This window comes from Cellulomonas chitinilytica (genome assembly GCF_016862675.1).
Classification (GTDB): domain Bacteria; phylum Actinomycetota; class Actinomycetes; order Actinomycetales; family Cellulomonadaceae; genus Cellulomonas; species Cellulomonas chitinilytica.
The window spans coordinates 1-17,598 of record NZ_BONK01000023.1; the positions used below are offsets into that span (position 1 = coordinate 1).

Annotated in this window: 18 protein-coding genes; 10 read left to right on the forward strand and 8 right to left on the reverse strand. The window is 74.0% G+C overall.

Features of this window, described 5'->3' with window-relative positions:
• Positions 1-45 precede the first annotated feature (45 nt).
• A complete protein-coding gene (locus Cch01nite_RS22175; protein ID WP_203758696.1) occupies positions 46-456 on the reverse strand; it encodes an MmcQ/YjbR family DNA-binding protein in 411 nt (136 codons plus the stop codon).
• Between the two features lie 7 nt (positions 457-463).
• On the opposite strand from Cch01nite_RS22175, the gene Cch01nite_RS22180 reads away from it, so the two are divergent.
• A complete protein-coding gene (locus Cch01nite_RS22180) occupies positions 464-745 on the forward strand; it encodes a hypothetical protein (RefSeq protein ID WP_203758697.1) in 282 nt (93 codons plus the stop codon).
• A 40-nt stretch (positions 746-785) separates the two neighbouring features.
• Here Cch01nite_RS22180 and Cch01nite_RS22185 read toward each other — a convergent pair whose 3' ends face one another.
• Together Cch01nite_RS22185 and Cch01nite_RS22190 are read right to left on the reverse strand one after the other, a co-directional pair.
• Entirely contained in the window at positions 786-3,959 is a 3,174-nt protein-coding gene (locus tag Cch01nite_RS22185) for a patatin-like protein (protein WP_203758698.1), read from the reverse strand.
• Positions 3,960-4,125: 166 nt separating this feature from the next.
• Positions 4,126-4,515 carry a PNPOx family protein gene (locus tag Cch01nite_RS22190; RefSeq protein WP_203758699.1) on the reverse strand — a complete coding sequence of 130 codons (390 nt, stop codon included), beginning with the start codon at positions 4,513-4,515 and terminating at the stop codon, positions 4,126-4,128.
• Between the two features lie 213 nt (positions 4,516-4,728).
• Between Cch01nite_RS22190 and Cch01nite_RS22195 the strand changes: the two genes are divergently transcribed.
• Complete coding sequence (locus tag Cch01nite_RS22195) at positions 4,729-5,034, forward strand: iron-sulfur cluster assembly accessory protein (protein ID WP_203758700.1); 306 nt, start codon at positions 4,729-4,731, stop codon at positions 5,032-5,034.
• Between the two features lie 67 nt (positions 5,035-5,101).
• Here Cch01nite_RS22195 and Cch01nite_RS22200 read toward each other — a convergent pair whose 3' ends face one another.
• Positions 5,102-5,722 (reverse strand): FMN reductase, encoded by a 621-nt coding sequence (locus Cch01nite_RS22200; RefSeq protein WP_203758701.1) that lies wholly within the window; start codon positions 5,720-5,722, stop codon positions 5,102-5,104.
• Between the two features lie 41 nt (positions 5,723-5,763).
• Positions 5,764-6,939 carry an LLM class flavin-dependent oxidoreductase gene (locus tag Cch01nite_RS22205; RefSeq protein ID WP_203758702.1) on the reverse strand — a complete coding sequence of 392 codons (1,176 nt, stop codon included), beginning with the start codon at positions 6,937-6,939 and terminating at the stop codon, positions 5,764-5,766.
• Positions 6,940-7,157: 218 nt separating this feature from the next.
• Here Cch01nite_RS22205 and Cch01nite_RS22210 point away from each other — a divergent pair, with 218 nt between their 5' ends.
• The 8 genes from Cch01nite_RS22210 to Cch01nite_RS22245 all read left to right on the forward strand — a co-directional run bounded on the left by Cch01nite_RS22210 (position 7,158) and on the right by Cch01nite_RS22245 (position 15,530).
• Positions 7,158-8,249: a response regulator gene (locus tag Cch01nite_RS22210; RefSeq protein WP_203758703.1), complete on the forward strand. Its 1,092-nt coding sequence runs from the start codon at positions 7,158-7,160 to the stop codon at positions 8,247-8,249.
• Positions 8,250-8,331: 82 nt separating this feature from the next.
• Complete coding sequence (locus Cch01nite_RS22215; protein WP_203758704.1) at positions 8,332-9,297, forward strand: ATP-grasp domain-containing protein; 966 nt, start codon at positions 8,332-8,334, stop codon at positions 9,295-9,297.
• Positions 9,297-10,088 (forward strand): PHP domain-containing protein, encoded by a 792-nt coding sequence (locus Cch01nite_RS22220; protein WP_203758705.1) that lies wholly within the window; start codon positions 9,297-9,299, stop codon positions 10,086-10,088. Before Cch01nite_RS22215 ends, Cch01nite_RS22220 begins: the two co-directional genes overlap by 1 nt.
• The gene (locus Cch01nite_RS22225; protein ID WP_203758706.1) at positions 10,085-11,569 is read left to right on the forward strand and encodes a glycosyltransferase family 2 protein; all 1,485 of its coding nucleotides are present in this window, start codon (positions 10,085-10,087) and stop codon (positions 11,567-11,569) included. Before Cch01nite_RS22220 ends, Cch01nite_RS22225 begins: the two co-directional genes overlap by 4 nt.
• A complete protein-coding gene (locus tag Cch01nite_RS22230) occupies positions 11,566-11,727 on the forward strand; it encodes a hypothetical protein (protein ID WP_203758707.1) in 162 nt (53 codons plus the stop codon). The genes Cch01nite_RS22225 and Cch01nite_RS22230 overlap by 4 nt, the downstream gene beginning before the upstream one ends.
• Positions 11,724-12,089: a response regulator gene (locus Cch01nite_RS22235; protein ID WP_203758708.1), complete on the forward strand. Its 366-nt coding sequence runs from the start codon at positions 11,724-11,726 to the stop codon at positions 12,087-12,089. Before Cch01nite_RS22230 ends, Cch01nite_RS22235 begins: the two co-directional genes overlap by 4 nt.
• Entirely contained in the window at positions 12,086-13,927 is a 1,842-nt protein-coding gene (locus Cch01nite_RS22990; RefSeq protein ID WP_203758709.1) for a sensor histidine kinase, read from the forward strand. The genes Cch01nite_RS22235 and Cch01nite_RS22990 overlap by 4 nt, the downstream gene beginning before the upstream one ends.
• A gap of 205 nt (positions 13,928-14,132) precedes the next feature.
• Positions 14,133-15,530, forward strand: a complete 1,398-nt coding sequence (locus Cch01nite_RS22245; protein WP_203758710.1) for an FAD-binding oxidoreductase — start codon at positions 14,133-14,135, stop codon at positions 15,528-15,530.
• 161 nt (positions 15,531-15,691) lie between these two features.
• On the opposite strand, the gene Cch01nite_RS22250 is transcribed toward Cch01nite_RS22245, so the two are convergent.
• Genes Cch01nite_RS22250 through Cch01nite_RS22260 form a run of 3 tightly spaced genes read right to left on the reverse strand, consistent with a single transcriptional unit; the run spans position 15,692 to position 17,498 of the window.
• Positions 15,692-16,081: a hypothetical protein gene (locus Cch01nite_RS22250; RefSeq protein WP_203758711.1), complete on the reverse strand. Its 390-nt coding sequence runs from the start codon at positions 16,079-16,081 to the stop codon at positions 15,692-15,694.
• Complete coding sequence (locus Cch01nite_RS22255) at positions 16,062-16,790, reverse strand: signal peptidase I (protein WP_203758712.1); 729 nt, start codon at positions 16,788-16,790, stop codon at positions 16,062-16,064. The genes Cch01nite_RS22250 and Cch01nite_RS22255 overlap by 20 nt, the downstream gene beginning before the upstream one ends.
• Positions 16,791-16,820: 30 nt before the next feature.
• Positions 16,821-17,498 carry a TasA family protein gene (locus Cch01nite_RS22260; RefSeq protein WP_239071240.1) on the reverse strand — a complete coding sequence of 226 codons (678 nt, stop codon included), beginning with the start codon at positions 17,496-17,498 and terminating at the stop codon, positions 16,821-16,823.
• Positions 17,499-17,598: the final 100 nt, after the last annotated feature.

The following is a 17,598-nucleotide window of genomic DNA, read 5'->3' on the forward strand; positions in this document are numbered from 1 at the left end:
CGCACCCGGGGACAGAGGACCCTCCGGGTGCGCCCGCCGCCTCGCTCACGACGGGGCCGGCGGTCCCATCTCCGGCCGGGTCCGCCGCCACGACGGCGGGGCCGCCCACCACCACGACTCCGCGAGCACGGCCCGCAGCGTCTCCTCGTCGGCCGCCGCGAGCCTGACCAGCAGGTACGCGGTCCCGGCGTGGTGGTCGGTCGTCTGGAACAGGTCCGGCTCCTGCTCGACGAGCGCCCGGCGCTCCCCGTCGTCCTCGACGCGCACCGTGACGCGGTCGTCGTCCCACATCCTCGCGACCATGTGGTGGTGGAACCACGCCGGCCGCCCCCAGCTGGTCCGCTCGGTGACGTCGGGCAGCGCGAGCGCGAGCCGGCGCACGTCGTCCTCGTCCATCCCGCCGGGAGTCATGTCACCCATGGTGGCGATGCCCGGCATCCCGCGCCACTCGTACACTTGTTCGATGGTGCGGGTGGTCGACTGGTCGAAGTGGCAGCAGACGCCGCGCGGCTGGGTGCGTGTGCCACCGGCCGCGTGCCCGGCGGGCCACCGCTGGACGACGAACGGTCCGGGCCGCCCGTCCGAGCGGTTCGTCACGTGCGGCTGCACGCTCGACCGGCACCACACGCTGTGGGTCTGCCCGGCGTGCGGGATGCACTGCGCGGAGGGGTGCACGGACACGAGGCTCTGGTCGGGCCACACCGTCTCCGCCGCGGTGACCGGCGAGCGTCGGGGTGTCGTCTGAGGCGGTGGCGCGCCGTGCTCACCCACGACCCGCGGACCGGTCAGCGGCCACGGCTCCTTCGCCGAGGCCGTCGCTCGAACGGCCAGGCGAGGAACCATCCGACAGCGACCGCGCCGACCGCGATGAGCCCCGTCATCACCGTGGTGAGGAAGGCCTGCGGGTCCCGCCGCACCAGGACTGCGAGCCCGGCGGCCGCCAGGCCGGCGACGATCCAGAGCCGCACGGCGAGCGCCCGCTGGTGCGCGTAGAGCGCGGCCGCGCTGACGCCCGCGAGAGTGGCGAGCACCCCGACGAGGGTCAAGGTGACGGGGATGCCCGGGACGACGAACCCGAGCGCCGTGAGCACGAGCCCGGCGGAGGTCGCCATGAGCACGGCGTGCCGGCCGAACGAGCTCTTGCGGCTGAGGAGCCCCACGAACACCCAGAGGGTGCCCGTGTACCCACGCAGCGCGGACATGACGAACCGCACGGGCCGCAGGTAGCCCTTGTCGGCCCGCAGGCGGACGAGGGACGTGCTGAGGGCCGCGGCGTGCGCGACCGTGGTCGCGAACGAGTCCGACCCGTGGTCGTCGAGCAGGCGCTCCCCGCCGATCGCCCGCATCGCCTGGGCCGCGCGCCACAGGTCCGAGCACGACGGCTTCTTCGCCATGATCTGCGGCCCGTGCTCGCCGATCCACCGGCGGCTCGCGGGCGGCGCGTCGTCGCCCTCGGCGCGGATCGCCCGCACCAGCTCCGGCAGGTCGGCGCGCAACGCGTCGATCTGGACCGCCCAGGCGAGCGCCTCGGCGGTCCGTTGCAGGACGACGCCGGAGCAGCCGGGGTCCAGGGCCGCGACGATCTCGGCGCGCACGTCGTCCTTGACCGCCTTCCACTGCGAGTCCCGCCAGTCCGCGTCGAGGCCTCCGGCGGTGACGATGTCCTCGACGGCCTTGAGCACCTGGTCGCTGCTCGTCGACAGCTGGCGGAGCCGTTCGGGCGCCAGCAGGAGCCGGATCACCTGGGTGCTGCCGTCGAGCCGCCCCTGGATCCAGTCGTTGAGCCGCCACGACGCCCGGTAGAAGGCGCCGAAGTGGTTGAGCTGGAACCCGGTGACGGTCTCGGGGTCGCTGCACGAGACCTGGACGAGCTCGACCTCCTGCTCGGCCACCTGCAGGGCGCCCCCGGTCGCCATCTGGATGACGTCGAGCTGGAGCATCCGGGCCAGGACCTGCTGCGGGTCGGACCCGGGGACCAGCCAGCGGACGATCCGTCCGAGCTCGTCGCGCTCCGAGTGGTCGGGGTCCACCGACGACTCGCCGCGGACGACGTCGGAGAGCACGTCACCGGACTCCGCGAGGTGCTTCGCGAGGTCCAGCGCCTGGGCGTGGAGCGCGGCGTGCCGTGCGTCCGCACCCGGCGTGCCGTTCGCCCCCTGGGCGTCCCACTCGGGGATCCGCTGGGCGAACCAGGTGTCGAGCGCGTGGACGTTGAGCGCGGAGGAGGACGACCCGGGGGTGGCCTGGCCCGAGGATCCCGCCCTGCTCGTGCTGCCCGACATGCCGGACCGGACGGGCCGCGGGAGCCGGGTCGTCGTCGGCGTCGACGACCAGCGCCGCACGAGGGAGTCGCGCTCCTTGGCGATCGTGTCGAGCGACGTCATGAGTGCGCGGCGTCGCTTGACGACGCGCGGGGCGAGGTGGGTGCCGCCTGCGAGCCACACGGCCCGCTTGAGTACGTCGACGGTGATGTCGGCGAGCCGGTTCACGGTCGTCTGGCCCCAGCGCCACTCGGCGCCCTCGGCCCGCACCGCCTGCTCGAGCGTCCCCTCGGGGACGTACGGCAGGCTGCCGCACCGCTGGACGTACCTGAGCACCGCGTCGGCGAGCTCGCGTTCGCTCCACGCGTCCGGGCCGGCGCCCTGCGGCTGGCCCGCGTGGACGAGACCGGCGATCGTGTGGGCGGCGTCGGCGTGGCGCTCGGCCCGGTAGCTGGCCCAGACGGCCTCGGCGATCGGCGACACCAGCACCGTGTCGTCGTCGCCCGGCGTGAGCGCCATGACGAGCGCGGCGCGGCTTCGACGCCTCTGCCGCACCGCGCGGTTGCGGTCACGGATCTCCCGCAGCTCGGCCGACACGGAGTCGGTGCTCCGGAGGCGGCTGACCACCCCGAGCAGGACGTCCGCGGCCATGGGCGAGGCGGGGGCGGCGACGGGCGGTGCTGCCGGTGCCCCTGCCGCTACCCCTGCCCCTGCAGGCCGGGCCGCGGGTGCCTCCTGCCCGGACGTCGGTCCGCCGGTCCGCTGGTCGGGCGGCACGGGCTCGCCGGCGGACGGCACGACGTACGCCAGGACCCGCCGCACCTGTCGGGCCCCGGGCCGGCGGTAGATCGCCTGGAGGGCAGGGCGGATCGGCTTGTTCCGCAGCACCCCGCCGTCCACCACGAACTGGGAGGTGGAGAACGTCGCAGTACCGGCGGTCGTCCGCCAACGGTCCGGCGACGTCCGGTCAGCGGACGACACGTCGACCCAGTGCGGCTCGAACGCGCCGGGGAAGGAGGCGGAGCACCGGGCCGCGCGGGCGAGGCAGCGGACGACCTGCGGGTCGTTGAGCGTCGGTGCCGTCGACCCGGGCCCGTCGACCTTCATGGCCCCGGCGGTCCCGCTGAAGTGGAATGTCGCGTCGTGGTCGCGCTCGGCCAGGGCGGCCCCGAGGTCGTCGCTGAACACCGTCGCGTGCCCGTCCCACAGCGTGCCCGTGAGGATGAGGTCGATCGGTCGGTGCCTGCTGGGCTGGGCGTCGACGAAGCCGGGCTCCACCTGGCGGCCGCGGGCGACCGTCTGCATCGCCTGCTCGATCTTCGGCAGGAAGTACGCGTCGCCCTGCAGCAGGGACGGAGGGTTCTTCGCGAGCGCCGGTCGCATGAGCGCGGCCAGGGAGCCGTGGTCCCGCCAGAGGTCGCGCAGCGAGTCGAGATCGGTGCCGCGCGCCTGGGCGAGCGCGAGGAAGGCGCCGTTGAGGCCACCGGCCGAGGTGCCTGCGACGACGTCCACCTCTGCCGTCGCCTTGATGAGGCCCAGCAGGTCGGAGTACGGGCTGCGCTCGTCGCTGCGGCTCGCGAGCGTGAGCCGGTGGAGCTCCAGCACCACGCCGCTCATCCACACGGCGAGGCTGACCCCGCCGCTGAGCACGACCGCGAGCCGGATGTCCTGCCATCCGTCGTCCGTCTTGCGCGTCATCGACGGCCCCCGCCCCCGCGCGGTGTCCTGATTGTCGGAATTGTGCCGGATGTCACGCTCACCACGCAACGGCACGGGGCGCATGGTGCGGTGGCCCGGCCCCGGCCCCTGGCCCCGGTCCCGGGCCCGGTCCCTGGCGCGGCTCCCGGCCCAGTCCCCGCCGCGGTCAGTCGGGGTCGACGACGTCCAGCTCGACCACGTCGTCCACGTGCATGAGCCCCAGCGCCGCCCGCGTCCACGGCGGCACCAGCCGCAGCCCGTCCTCCCCGTGGTGCCGCACCGGGTGCGCGACGGCATACACGCGTCGCCGCCGCACCAGCCGCGCGGGCTGTCCGGCCTCGATGTTGCGCAGCCACTGCACGTCGGGCCCGTACGTCAGGGCGACGGCGAACCCGCGCGCCGTCGGGAAGGCCATGATCGGCGTGCGGTACCGGCGGCCCGACGCGCGGCCCACGTGGTGCAGCGTCGCGAACGGCGCGACGTCGTCCGAGAGCCTGCCGAGGAGCGGGTTGGTGAACCGCCGGTTGACGGCCGTGACCCAGTGCGGGATGGGCATCGTCCGACGGTAGCGACGGCCCGCCACCCCCGCAGCCGCGGGCGCGGACCGTAGTGCCCCCGCAGGGCCGTCGCACCCCGTCGCCCGAGGTCTTCACACGATGTCTCGCCCACCGGGCCCGGGTTGCCGCCGGCGCGTGACGGTGGTGACGGTGGAGCGTCCGACGGCGCCGCCCTTCGAGGTGGCGTCCCCCCGGAGGAGAGGAGAGCGCCTGTGCTCACCCTGACCGAGAACGCCCGCTCGACCGTCCGTGACCTCACCCACCAGGCGGGTCTGCCCGACGACACGGGCGGTCTGCGCATCGCCGAGCAGGAGGCGGGCGGCTTCGAGCTCGCCCTCGTCGCTCGCCCCGCCCCGGGCGACGACGTGGTGACCGACGGCACGGCCCGCGTGTACGTCGACCAGGGCGCGTCCGTCGCGCTGGCCGACCAGGAGCTCGACGTCGACCCGGCCGCCCCGGGCGCGAGCTTCACGCTGACCCCGCAGTGGTCGGCGCGGGGCGGCCTGCCCGAGCTCTGACCGCACGACGGAGGGGCGAGGACCCGGTACCGGTTCCTCGCCCCTCCTGCGTCCGTGGCCTGGGCTCTCAGCTGCCGCCGAGGAGCTGCTCGAACGACGGGACCGCGTCGTACAGGCCGACCGGGGCGGACGGCTCGCGGTCGGCGACCTCCTCCGCGAGCTGCCGTCCGGCCCGGCGGATGCGGGCGGGCAGCGGGTTCGCGTCGTCGCCGCCGGCGGTCGCCCAGTCGTCGGTCGCCGCGAACACGGCGGTCGGCACCACGTCGGCCCGCAGGTAGGCGAACAGGGGCCGCATCGCGTACTCGAGCGCGAGCGAGTGCCGTCCGGTGCCGCCCGTCGCACCGAGCAGGACGGGCCGGTCGACGAGCGCGTCCTTGTCGAGGACGTCGACGAACGACTTGAACAGCCCGGAGTACGACGCGGAGAACACCGGCGTGACGGCGATGAGGCCGTCGGCGGCCGCGACCTGCTCCAGGACGGGGACGAGGTCGCCCGACGGGAAGCCCGTGAGGGTCATGTTGACGATCTCGTGGGCCACGTCCCGCAGGTCCACGGTCTGCACCTGCGCGGTGATGCCCCGTGCGGCGAGCTCGGCGACGGTCGCCTCGGCGAGCCGGTCGGCCAGCAGCCGGGTGGACGACGGCTGGCTGAGGCCGGCGGAGATGACGACGATCGTGCGGTCGCTCATCGGTCCTTCTTCCTTGACGCTGGGGTGGTCGTTCTGACTGCTCAACGCGTGACCGCGTCGGCGGCTTCCACGTCGTCCTCCGCGGTCCGCCCGGTCCAGTGGTCCGTGGCGGTGACGGCGGCGACGGGCAGGGTGCCGGCGGCCCGGGCGGCGGCGACGCGCTCGGCGTGCGACGGCGGGTTCGCGGGGACGTGCGCGGGACGGGCGGCCTCGGCCTCACGACGCAGCACGGGCACGACGTCCTCGGCGAGGATGTCGATCTGCTCGAGCACGGTCTTGAGGGGCAGGCCGGCGTGGTCCATGAGGAACATCTGCCGCTGGTAGTGGCCGATCTTGTCGCGCATGGCGCCGTACCGGTCGATGACCTGCTGCGGGCTGCCGACGGTCAGCGGCGTGTCCCGCATGAACTCCTCGAGCGACGGGCCGTGCCCGTACACGGGGGCCTCGTCGAAGTAGGGCCGGAACTGCTTGACGGCCTCCTGCGAGCTCTTGTGCATGAACACCTGGCCGCCGAGCCCGACGATCGCCTGGTCGGCCTGGCCGTGCCCGTAGTGCTCGAAGCGCTGCCGGTAGAAGCCGATCATCTGGGCGGCGTGCTCGATGGGCCAGAAGATCCCGTTGTGCAGGAACCCGTCGCCGTAGTACGCGGCCTGCTCGGCGATCTCGGGGGACCGGATGGAGCCGTGCCAGACGAACGGCGGGACGCCGTCGAGCGGGCGCGGGGTGGAGGTGAAGCCCTGCAGGGGCGTGCGGAACTTGCCCTGCCAGTCCACGACCTCCTCCTCCCAGAGGCGGCGCAGCAGCGCGTAGTTCTCGATGGCCAGCGGGATGCCCTGCCGGATGTCCTGGCCGAACCAGGGGTACACGGGGCCGGTGTTGCCGCGGCCCATCATGAGGTCCATCCGCCCGTCGGAGATGACCTGGAGCATCGCGTACTCCTCGGCCAGCCGGACCGGGTCGTTGGTGGTGATGAGCGTCGTCGCGGTCGACAGGACGATGTTCTTCGTCGAGCCGGCGAGGTAGCCGAGCATCGTCGTGGGGGAGGAGGGCACGAACGGCGGGTTGTGGTGCTCGCCGGTCGCGAAGACGTCCAGGCCGGCCTGGTCGGCGTGCTGGGCGATGGTCAGCATCGCGCGGACGCGCTCGGTGTCGTCCGGGGTGTGGCCGGTCGTCGGGTCGGTGGTGACGTCGCCGACGGTGAAGATGCCGAACTGCATGGTGCGCCTCGCTCGTCTCGTCCGGGGCTGCCGCCCCTGACGTCCTCAGGTTCATGCGTTTGCATGTACTGCCGCTCCAACCGGGCACCCCCCGCAGCTATTCCCGGTCGTCTCACGGTGGCACGAACCGCCCGGAACCTCTCATGATGCGCGTCGCCCCAGGCATCCGGTTAGCGTGAGTCACGTCCGGACGTCGGGCACGTGGGGAGGTCGGTGCCGTGGCCGACGAGCAGATCAGGGTCCTGGTGGTCGAGGACGACGTCGACACCGCGCTGTACGTGCGCACCGTGCTCGCCCGGCGCGGCGGCATGGACGTCACCGTGGCCCACGAGCCCATGTCGGCGCTCGAGGAGGTCGCGCGGCGGCAGTTCGACGTGGTCCTCACCGACATCCAGATGCCCGGCATGAGCGGGCTCGACCTGCTCGGCGAGCTCCGGTCCCGCGCCGCGGGCGTCCCCGTCGCCGTCATGACCGCCTTCGCGAGCGTCGATTACGCCGTCGAGGCCCTGCGCCGCGACGCCGACGAGTTCCTCGTGAAGCCCGTCGCCGCGGCGACCCTGCTCGAGAAGATCACGGCCCTGGCCGTCGAGGGCCGTCGACGCCGCGAGTCCGCCGGCCCCGGCGACGTCGTGCTCGCGATCGGCGCGCACCCCGACGACGTCGAGATCGGCGTCGGCGCGACACTCGCCTCCCACCGGGCCGTCGGCGACACCGTCGTCATCCTCACGCTCTCCGGCGGCGCGGTCGGCGGCGACGCGGACGCCCGGCGGCACGAGGCCCTCGCGTCGGCGGCCGTCATCGGTGCCCGCCTGTACCTGCACGACTTCGAGGACACCCGCCTCGACCCCGCGGCGGGGCTCACCACGACGATCGAGGAGACGATCCGCGAGGTCGCGCCCACGATCGTGTACACGCACTCGTCGCACGACTGGCACCAGGACCACCGCGCGGTGCACCAGGCCGTCGAGATCGCCGCCCGCAAGGTGCCCGTGCTCGCCTGCTTCCAGAGCCCGTCGTGCACGGTCGACTTCCGCCCCACCCGGTTCGTCCCGGTCGACGGGTTCGTCGAGACGAAGCTCGACATGCTCGCCGCGTTCTCCTCGCAGGCGCATCGCGACTACATGGAGCCGGACCTCGTGCGGGCGACCGCCCGGTACTGGTCGCGGTTCGGCACCGGGCACTACGCGGAGCCGCTCGAGACGGTCCGCGCCGCCGCGATGCTCGTCGGGCGCACCTCCACCGCCGGCGTCGCGGGCATCGCGGTCGCGTCCGAGGCGCAGTGCCCCGGCGAGCACGGCGTCCCGACGTGAGGACCGCGAGCGCGACCACCACGACCAGCACCACCAGCGCGACCAGCAAGGGCCACGGACGGGCGGACGACGGGACGGTGCGATGACGCGGGTGCTGGTCACAGGTGCAGGCGGCCCCGCCGGGGTCGCCGTCATCCGGTCGCTGCTGCGCCGCGGTGACGTCGAGGTGTTCGCCGCCGACATGGACCGCTGGGCGAGCGCCATCTACCTGGTGCCGCCCGCGTACCGCCGGCTCGTCCCGGCCGGGCGCGCCGACCACTTCGTCGACACCGTCCGGCAGATGTGCCGCGACGACCGCATCGACGTGCTGTTCCCCACGGTCGACGTCGAGCTGCCGCGCCTCGCGGCCGTGCGGGACGAGCTCGCCGCGGACGGCACCGTGCTCGCGTCGCCCGCGCTGCGCACGCTCGAGACGTGCCTCGACAAGCTGACCCTCGCGCGGGCGTGCGAGCGGACCGTGCGGGTGCCCCGCACCGAGCTCGTCGGGACCCCGCAGGCGGTGTCCGGCTGGGACTTCCCGGTGATCGTCAAGCCGCGCCGGGGGGCGGGCTCGCGCGGCGTGCGCACCGTGTTCACCGCCGCCGAGCTGGACGCCGTGCACTCCGACGAGGACCTGCTCGTCCAGGAGATGCTGCCGGGCGACGAGTTCTCCGTGGACGTGCTCGCCGGGCTCGACGGGAACGTCGTCGCGGCCGTGCCGCGCGCCCGCCTGCGGGTCGACTCCGGCGTGGCCGTCGCGGGCGTCACGGTGCACGACGACGAGCTCGTCGAGACCGCGTCGGCGGTCGCCCGCGCGATCGGCCTCACGACCGTCGCGAACATCCAGCTCAAGCGGGACGCCGAGGGGCGGCCCGCGCTCCTCGAGGTCAACCCCCGCTTCCCGGGGGCGATGCCGCTGACCATCGCGTCGGGCGTCGACATGCCGTCCCTCACGCTCGACGCCGTGCTCGGCCGCCCGGTCCCCGACCACGTCGACTTCGCGGAGGTCGCGAACGTCCGGTACCTCGAGGACGTGTTCCTGCCGGTCGACGAGATCCTGCCCGGCTGATGGCCGCCGTGCCCGGACCCAGGTCGTCGCCCGTCGACGCCCGGCCACCGTCGCTGCGCGGGGACCACCACGTGCACTCGTCGTTCTCCGACGACGCCGTCAGCACACCGGCCGAGAACCTCGCCGCCGCCGTCGCCGCCGGCCTCGACACGATCCGGATGGTCGACCACGTCCGGCTCACCACCACGTACGTCCCGGACTTCCTGTCCGTGGTGCGCGCCCTGCCGCCCGTCGACGGGCTCACCGTCCTCACCGGCGTCGAGGCGAAGATCCTCGACGCGAGCGGTGCCGTCGACGCCCCGCCCGAGGTGCTCGCCGCGCTCGGCACCGGCCACGGCGCCGACCGGGTCCTGCTCGCCGACCACCAGTTCCCCGGCACCGACGGCCCCTGGAGCCCGCGGGTCGTCACGCAGCTCATCGAGGACGGGTTCGCGCCGCCCGACGCCGTCGAGATGCTCGTCACCGCGACGATCCGCGCGGTCCGCCGGGTCGGCCGCGCGCAGCTCGCGCACCCGTTCTCGCTGCTGCCCAAGATCGGCCTGACCGAGGACGACGTGCCCGACGAGCTCCTCGACGCGCTCGCGGACGTCGCCGTCGCGACCGGGACCCCCGTGGAGGTCAACGAGAAGTGGCGCTGCCCCGGCGAACGGGTCGTCGCCCGGTGGTGGGGCGCGGGCGTCGAGCTCGTCGCGTCGACCGACGCCCACGTCGCGACCGACGTCGGCGTCTACACGTGGCTGAGCCCCGTCAGGTCCGGGCCCGCTCCTGGGGACGTGGACGGGCGCCGGTGAACGACACGTGGCGCGCCGCGCTCGTCGCGCTCTTCGTCGTCCTCGTCGGCCTCGGGGTCGTGCCGGTCCTGGCCGGCGTCTACCAGTACCTGCTCGTGCCCGTGCACGCGTTCCGCAACCACCTGTCCCGCTCGCGGCCCCACCTGCCGAACGTCGTCATCGTGGTGCCCGCATGGAACGAGGGTGCGGTCCTGGGGGCGTCGCTCGACCGGCTCATGCACCTCGAGTACCCGGCCGACCGGCTGCGCGTGTACGTCGTCGACGACGCGTCCACGGACGACACCCCCGACGTGGTGCTGGCGAAGGCCGCGCAGTACCCCGGCCAGGTCGTGCACCTGCGCCGCGAGCAGGGCGGCCAGGGCAAGGCGCACACCCTCAACCACGGGATCCAGGTCGCGCTCGCGGACGACTGGATGCAGGCGCTGCTCATCATGGACGCCGACGTCATCTACCGGCCCGACTCGCTGCGCCGCATGACCCGCCACCTCGCCGACGAGCGGGTCGGCGCCGTGACGGCGTTCATCCGCGAGGGCAGCGCACGCCCGGGGGCCGTGGCCCGGTTCATCGGCTACGAGTACGTGACGGCCCAGGCGGCGGCTCGGCGCGCGCAGAACGTCATGGGCGCGATGGCGTGCCTCGCGGGCGGCGCGCAGCTGCACTCGCGCGCGAACCTCGAGGCCGTCGGCGGCCGGATCGACACGTCCACCCTCGCGGAGGACACGTTCACCACGTTCCTCACGCAGCTCGACGGGCGGCGCGTCGTGTTCGACGGGGCCGCGGTCGTGCTCGCCGAGGAGCCCGACTCGGTGCGGGCCCTGTGGAAGCAGCGGGTGCGCTGGGCGCGCGGCAACGTGCACATCACCCGGCGGTTCCGGCGCGTGTGGTTCCGCCCGTCGCGCGCTCACCGGCTCGGCTCGGTCGAGTTCGGGGTCATCTGGTTCTCCATCTACCTGCTGCCCGTCGCGATGACCCTGGCCGCGGTCGGGCTCGTCGGGCTGTACGTGTCGGACGCCGTCGCGGCGACCCAGGTGTTCCGTGGCCTGTGGTGGGTCGCCGTGGTCGCGTACGTCTTCATCACGACCATGACCCTGCTGATCGACCCCGACACCGCCCGCCGGTCGTGGCTCGAGGGCCTGACGTTCCCGGGCCTCGGCGCGCTCGTCGTCATGGTCGCCGCCTGGTTCCCCGGGTTCTGGGAGACCACCGTCCCCGGCTGGTTCGGCCTGAGCCTGAGCCCGACGGGTCTCGTGCTGTGGACCCTGCTGCTGTACACCTGGACGGTCCTGGCGATGGGGCTCGCGTGGCTGGTCAAGACGGTCGAAGGGGTGGGCGCCGTCCGGTGGCTCACCAAGCCGTTGCTGTACGTGGTGGGGTTCGGGCCCGTGCTCTGCGCCATCACGCTGGACGCGTACGTCAAGGAGTGGCAGGGGGCCTCTCAGGTCTGGGACAAGACCGTGAAGACGGGCAAGGTGATGGGATGAGCACGGACGACGAGCGCCGCTGGGCGACGTTGACGGCCGACGCGCTCGAGGACGAGACGCGGCACAACGCCCGGTGGGAGCGGCGGCTGCTGCTCCTCGGGCTGGTCGCGGCGGCGGTCACGGTCGTGGTGCTGCTGCTGCACGGGGTCGTCGCGTGAGCGTGCGGGTGCTCGTCGTGGACGACGAGGCCGACGAGCTGGCCCTGCTCACCACGCACCTGCGCCGCGCGGGCTGCGACGTCGTCGCCGTGGTGAGCGCCGAGGAGGCGCTGGCGGACGACGACCACCTCGCCGTCGACGTCGCGTTCGTCGACCTGCGGCTGCCCGGCATGGACGGGTGGGCGCTCATCCGGCGGCTGCACGAGCACCGCCCCGGGCTGCCGGTCGTGGTGACGTCGGTGCTCGACCCGGAGGACTACCCGGTGGTCGACGCGGTGCTGCCGAAGCCCTTCACGGGCGCGGGGGTGCGGCACGCGCTCGACACGGCGGTGCCGGCCTGGTCGGGCGGGGGGAGCGCATGAGCGGCGAGGTGCCGGTCGTGCGTCCGCCGGCGGGCGGACCCGGCGCGGCCGGCGCGGCCGGCGTGCTGCCCGGGGGCGTGCGCGACGACCTCTCCGAGGGGGGCTCCCGCTACCTGGTGAGGATCAGCCGGTTCCTCGGCCCGGACGCCGGGGTCGTGGAGCGCCAGCTGCCGTTCCTGTTCGTCTACACGATCGGCGTCCTCACGACGCTGTCCCCGGCCGTGCCCGTCACCCGTCCCGGGTCCGTCGTCGCGTCCGTCGTGGTCGTCGTCGCCCAAGCCGTGCTCGCCCGCGTCCTGCCCTGGGGCCGGTGGCCCGTCGCGGCGCAGGACGTGCTGCCGATCCTGCAGATCCTCGCCGTCGCGCTCGTCCGGGACGGCACGGGCGGGGTCGGCTCGTACTGCACGACGATGGTCTTCCTGCCCGTCATCGCACTGGCCGCCCAGCCGGGTCGCCGGGGCGTCTTCATCGTCGCCGTCAGCATGATCGGTGTCGTCCTGCTCCCCGTCGTCTTCGACCCGGACGTGCCGATCTCGGCGAACCTCGTGATCCGCAGCCTCTACCTCGCGCTCGTCGGCGTCGTCATCGCCGTCACCGTCGACGAGATCACCGACCGGCTCCGGGCCCGCACCGCGTCCATCGACACCCTGCGGGCCTCGCAGGAGGCGCTCCTCGAACGCACCCGCGCCGACGCCCGCGAGCTCGCGCGGGTCGCGAACGCCCGGCGCGCCGCACGCGACCAGCTGATCTCCGTCATCGACTCCGCCACCGAGCAGGCGATCATCGCGACCGACGCCACCGGCCTCGTCGAGGTGTTCAACGCCGGCGCCGAGCACCTGCTCGGGTACGCCGAGGGTGAGGTCGTGCACCGCATGCGCCTCACCGACTTCCACGTCCGCGACGAGCTCGACGCCCGCCGGCGGGAGCTGTTCCAGGACGCCTCGACGGTCGACGAGCCGATGGCGCTGCTCGCCCCGCTGGTCGCACCGGCGCTGGCGGGCCGCCCGGAGATCCGGGACTGGACCTACGAGCGCAGGGACGGCTCGCAGGTGCTCGTCCGGCTCGCGGTGACCCGCCGGACGGAGGCCGACGGGAGCGTCTCGGGCTACGTCGTCGTCGCCACCGACATCACCGAGGAGCAGGAGGCGGCCCGGCTCAAGGACGAGTTCGTCAGCCTCGTCAGCCACGAGCTGCGCACGCCGCTGACCTCGGTGCTCGGCTACCTGGAGCTCCTGCAGGACGGCACCGACCCGCTCACCGACGAGCAGCGCGAGTACGTCGAGGTCATCGAGCGCAACGCCCGCCGCCAGCTGCGGCTCGTCGGCGACCTGCTGCTCACCGCCCAGGTCGACGCCGGGACGTTCGCGATCGCCCCGCTGCCGGTCGACCTCGCGGACGTCGTGCGCGCCGCGGTCGTGTCGGCGGCGCCGGTCGCCGAGCAGTCCGGGGTGGTCCTCGAGGTCGCCGCGCAGTCCGCGCCGGCCGTCGCGGACGCCCAGCGGATCTCCCAGGCCGTCGACAACCTCATCTCCAACGCCCTGAAGTTCACGCCCGCGGGCGGCAGGGTCGTCGTCGAGTGCGCGCCCGTGCTCGACGGCGGCGCGCGCCTGGCCGTCTCGGACACCGGCATCGGCATCGCGCCCGACGAGCTCAGCCGACTGACCACACGCTTCTTCCGGGCGACGACCGCGACCCGGCGTGCCATCCCCGGCGTCGGTCTGGGCCTCGCGATCACCAAGGCGGTCGTCGAGGCCCACGGCGGGACGCTCGACATCCTCAGCTCCGTCGGCGAGGGCACCACGTTCGCGATCGCCCTCCCGGCCACGCCGCCCACCTGACGCCCGCCCGCGCCGCCCACCTGACGACCCGTCGCCCGGCCCTGTCCGGAGCCCTTCGCCGACCGGTCCGCACCGCATGTATCTGGACGGATGTGCAGGTCCCCTTCTGCCCGTGCGCCGAGACACGGCGCCTCGGACACCACCCGGGACAGGCGCGCGGAACCCCGTGCGCGCGGAACCCGGGTCAGGACGACGAAGGACGACGATGACCATCCTCAGCTCCCTCATCGGCTCGGACTACCGTCCGGCCGGCTCGGCCGCCGCCCGCGCGCTCCAGGACGTCGTGACGGACGTGCACCTGCCCGGCTCGGACCGCTACGCCGCCCTCACCCGCACCAGCAACCTCACGCACGCGATCAGCCCGGTCGCGGTCGTCGAGGCCCGCAGCCCGATGGACGTGAGCCGCACCCTGCGGCTGGCCGCCGCGTTCGGCACCCCGGTCGCCGTGCAGGGCACCGGCCACGGCGCGACGGAGGAGATGCGCGACGCGATCCTTGTGCACACGGCCGCGTTCGACGAGGTCACGATCCACCCGCAGGAGCGCTGGGCCCGGGTCGGTGCCGGCGTGAGGTGGGAGCGGGTGCTGGACGCGTGCGCCCCGCACGGGCTGGCCGCGCTGTGCGGCTCGTCGCCCGACGTCGGCGTCGTCGGGCTGCTCACCGGAGGTGGGCTCGGCCCGGTGGCCCGGTCGCACGGCCTGTCGTCCGACACGGTCCGCGCGTTCGAGGTCGTCACGGGCGACGGCGTGGTCCGTCGTGTCTCCGCGACCGAGCACCCGGACCTGTTCTGGGGGCTGCGCGGCGGCAAGGGGTCCCTCGGCATCGTCACGGCCGTCGAGATCGACCTGGTCGACCTCCCGGAGATCTACGCCGGCGGTCTGTGGTTCGTCGGCGACGACGTCGACCGGGTGCTGCGCACGTGGGCGGTGTGGTGCGAGCTGCTGCCCGAGGAGGGCACCACGTCGGTGGCCGTCATGCGCCTGCCGGACATGGACCCGTTCCCGGAGCCGCTGCGCGGCCGCGTCTCGCTGCACGTCCGGTTCGCCTGGACCGGTGACCCGGGGGTCGGTGCGGAGATGATCCAGGCGATCCGCTCGGCGGGCGACGCGGTCCTCGACTCCGTCGACGTCATGCCGTACCACGCGCTGGGCGACGTGCACGCCGACCCGGTCGACCCGATGCCGCTCCACGAGACCACGATGCTGCTCGACGACCTCGGGCCCGACGGCGTCGAGCGCCTCGTCGAGCTCGTCGGCACGCGGGCGCGGTCCGCGCAGGCGATGGTCGAGGTCCGTCAGCTCGGCGGGCGTGTCCGCGAGGGTGACGCGTGCGCGTTCGCCCACCGCGACGCCGCGTTCTCGGTCTTCACGATCGGGCTCATGATCCCGGAGGTCGCCCAGGCGGTCACCCGTGATGCCGTCCGCATCGCCGCCGGTCTGGAGCCCTGGGCCCGGTCGGGGTCGCTGCCGAACTTCACCGACACGGCCGGACGCGCCTGGGCCGACCGCGTGTTCACCCCGCTCGTCGCCCGCCGGCTGCGCGCCCTGTCGCTCGCGTACGACCCGGCGGGAGTGCTGCTCGCCGCCCGCGGCGTGCGGTCCTGACACCGCTGCCCCGACGGGCGGCGGTGCCGGAAGGGGGACGGGGGAGCCGGGCACGCGGAGGGACGTGCCCGGCTCCGCTGTGCGTGGGCCTGTCGCCGTCGCCGTCGACGGTGGCGTCGGCGGCGTCGGCGGGCGCCGGGTACGTCAGGTGCGCGGCGGCGTCAGCGGGCGCAGGGAGCGGTGCGGGGTCGCTGGTGGTTCGGCGTCGGCCCGGTGCGATCGGGTCCGGTGCGGTCCGGTCCGGCGGACGGGCGGGCCGGGGTCGTCGACGGGTCGTCGGTCCCGCCCGCCGTAGGGTCGTCGCTCCCGCTCCCCGGACCCGCGGTGGGCTGCCCCGTGCCCGGCGTCGCCCCGGGCGTCGGCGACGCGAAGTCGTCGGGCGTGCCGACGGTCCCCAGCCCGACCTCGCTCGTGTCCGTGAACTGCGCCGACGTGTGCCCGACCACGGGCCCGACGGCCGCGACCAGGCCCAGCAGCACGGCGGCACCGAGCCGCGTCCAGCCGGCCCGGTCCGTGAGCCGCGGCGCCCCGTCAGCCGAGGAGAAGCGCATCGAGCCGCCGCTCCTCGCTCTTCTTCGCCCGCCGGGCCCGCCGGCGGGTGTCGCTCATCGACAGCACCTCGAGCGTCGCGAGGCCGACCAGCGGCGGCACGAGCATCACGGCCCGGCCCGTCGCGGAGCCCGCCCACTGCAGCACCCAGCCCCAGCCGTGGTGCACGCCGAGGATCACCCCGTTGACCCGGGTGTACGGGGTCGCGTTCGGGTCCGGAACCGGGTTCGCGTCGCCCTTCGTGATGATGTACTGCCGCATCTCCGGGGCGGACCCGGCGCCGCCGGGCGCGACCATGGTGCCGGTCGTCTCGTCCTGCGTGAGCACGGGCATGCTGCGCAGCTCGACGATGCGGTGGGTCACGAGCGTCTCGGAGCCGAGCGGCCAGAACGAGACGACCTGACCCACCTTGAGCTGCGACGCGTCCGTGATCCGCCGCATCACGACCGCGTCGCCGGCGTCGAACTTCGGCGCCATCGAGCCCGACGTCACCACGAGCAGCCGCTGCTCGTGGGCCTGGAACCACAGCGGGACCGCGAGCGACGTCCCGTACGCGAGCCCACCCACCACGACGACGGTCCACAGCGCGACCGACAGGAGCCGGCGCAGCGGCGGCACCGGGGCGCGGTGCGTCGAGGCGTGCAGCACGGTCGCGTGCTCGACCCGTCGGTCGACGGGTTCGGCACGCTCGCGCCGGGCAGGGCGGATCATCGGCGGATCATCGGTGGGTCGTGCCTCCGGTCAGGACTTGTGGGAGCCGTGAGCCGTCTGCGAGGCGTAGAACTTCAGCGAGACCGCGGTCGCCGTGCCCTGGTAGGCGTTGTCGTCGTCGGTCGACGGGAACGACACCTTGACGCACAGCGTCTCGGCCTGCGTGGAGCCGAGGACCCGGTTCTTCGCGTTCGACTCGGTCGTGCGGTCGCCGAACAGGGCGGCCTCCGAGGTGCTCAGGCCGGTGATCGTCGCGAGCGGTGTGGCGCCCGCGGTGTCCGAGGGTGCGCTGCACTGCGCGAGGTCGGCGTACACGTCGAGCACGAGCCGGTCGGACAGGTGCGCGTCGTCCGCGCCGGTGCCGGCACCGGTCTGCGTGTCCGTGTCCGTCGCGGTGTACGTGACGGCGTACCAGTACGAGAGCGTCCCCGCGTTCGTGACGTTGACCGGGGCGACGACCGAGTCGCCGGGCATGAGACCGCCGTCGAGCACGGGCAGCGTCAGCTCGTCGGTCGTGAGGTCGATCGTCCCGGACGTGATCGCCGAGCCGGTCGTGGCGTTGTCGGTGAACAGCGCCGCCGTCGTCAGCTTCGTGACGCCGACCACCGCGAGCCCCACGATCACGACCGTCATCCACAGCCTGCGGCGACGCGGTGCGTCTCGTGGCGCAGGCGCGGGGTCGATCATCTCCTGCAGCAGGTCGTCCATCACGGCGGTGTGCTCCTCCGGGCTTCTGGGGTTCGGCGTCGTGCTGCACCGTGAGAATCACGGCACATCGGTGGTTATCGGCAGGTGGAACGGGGGACTT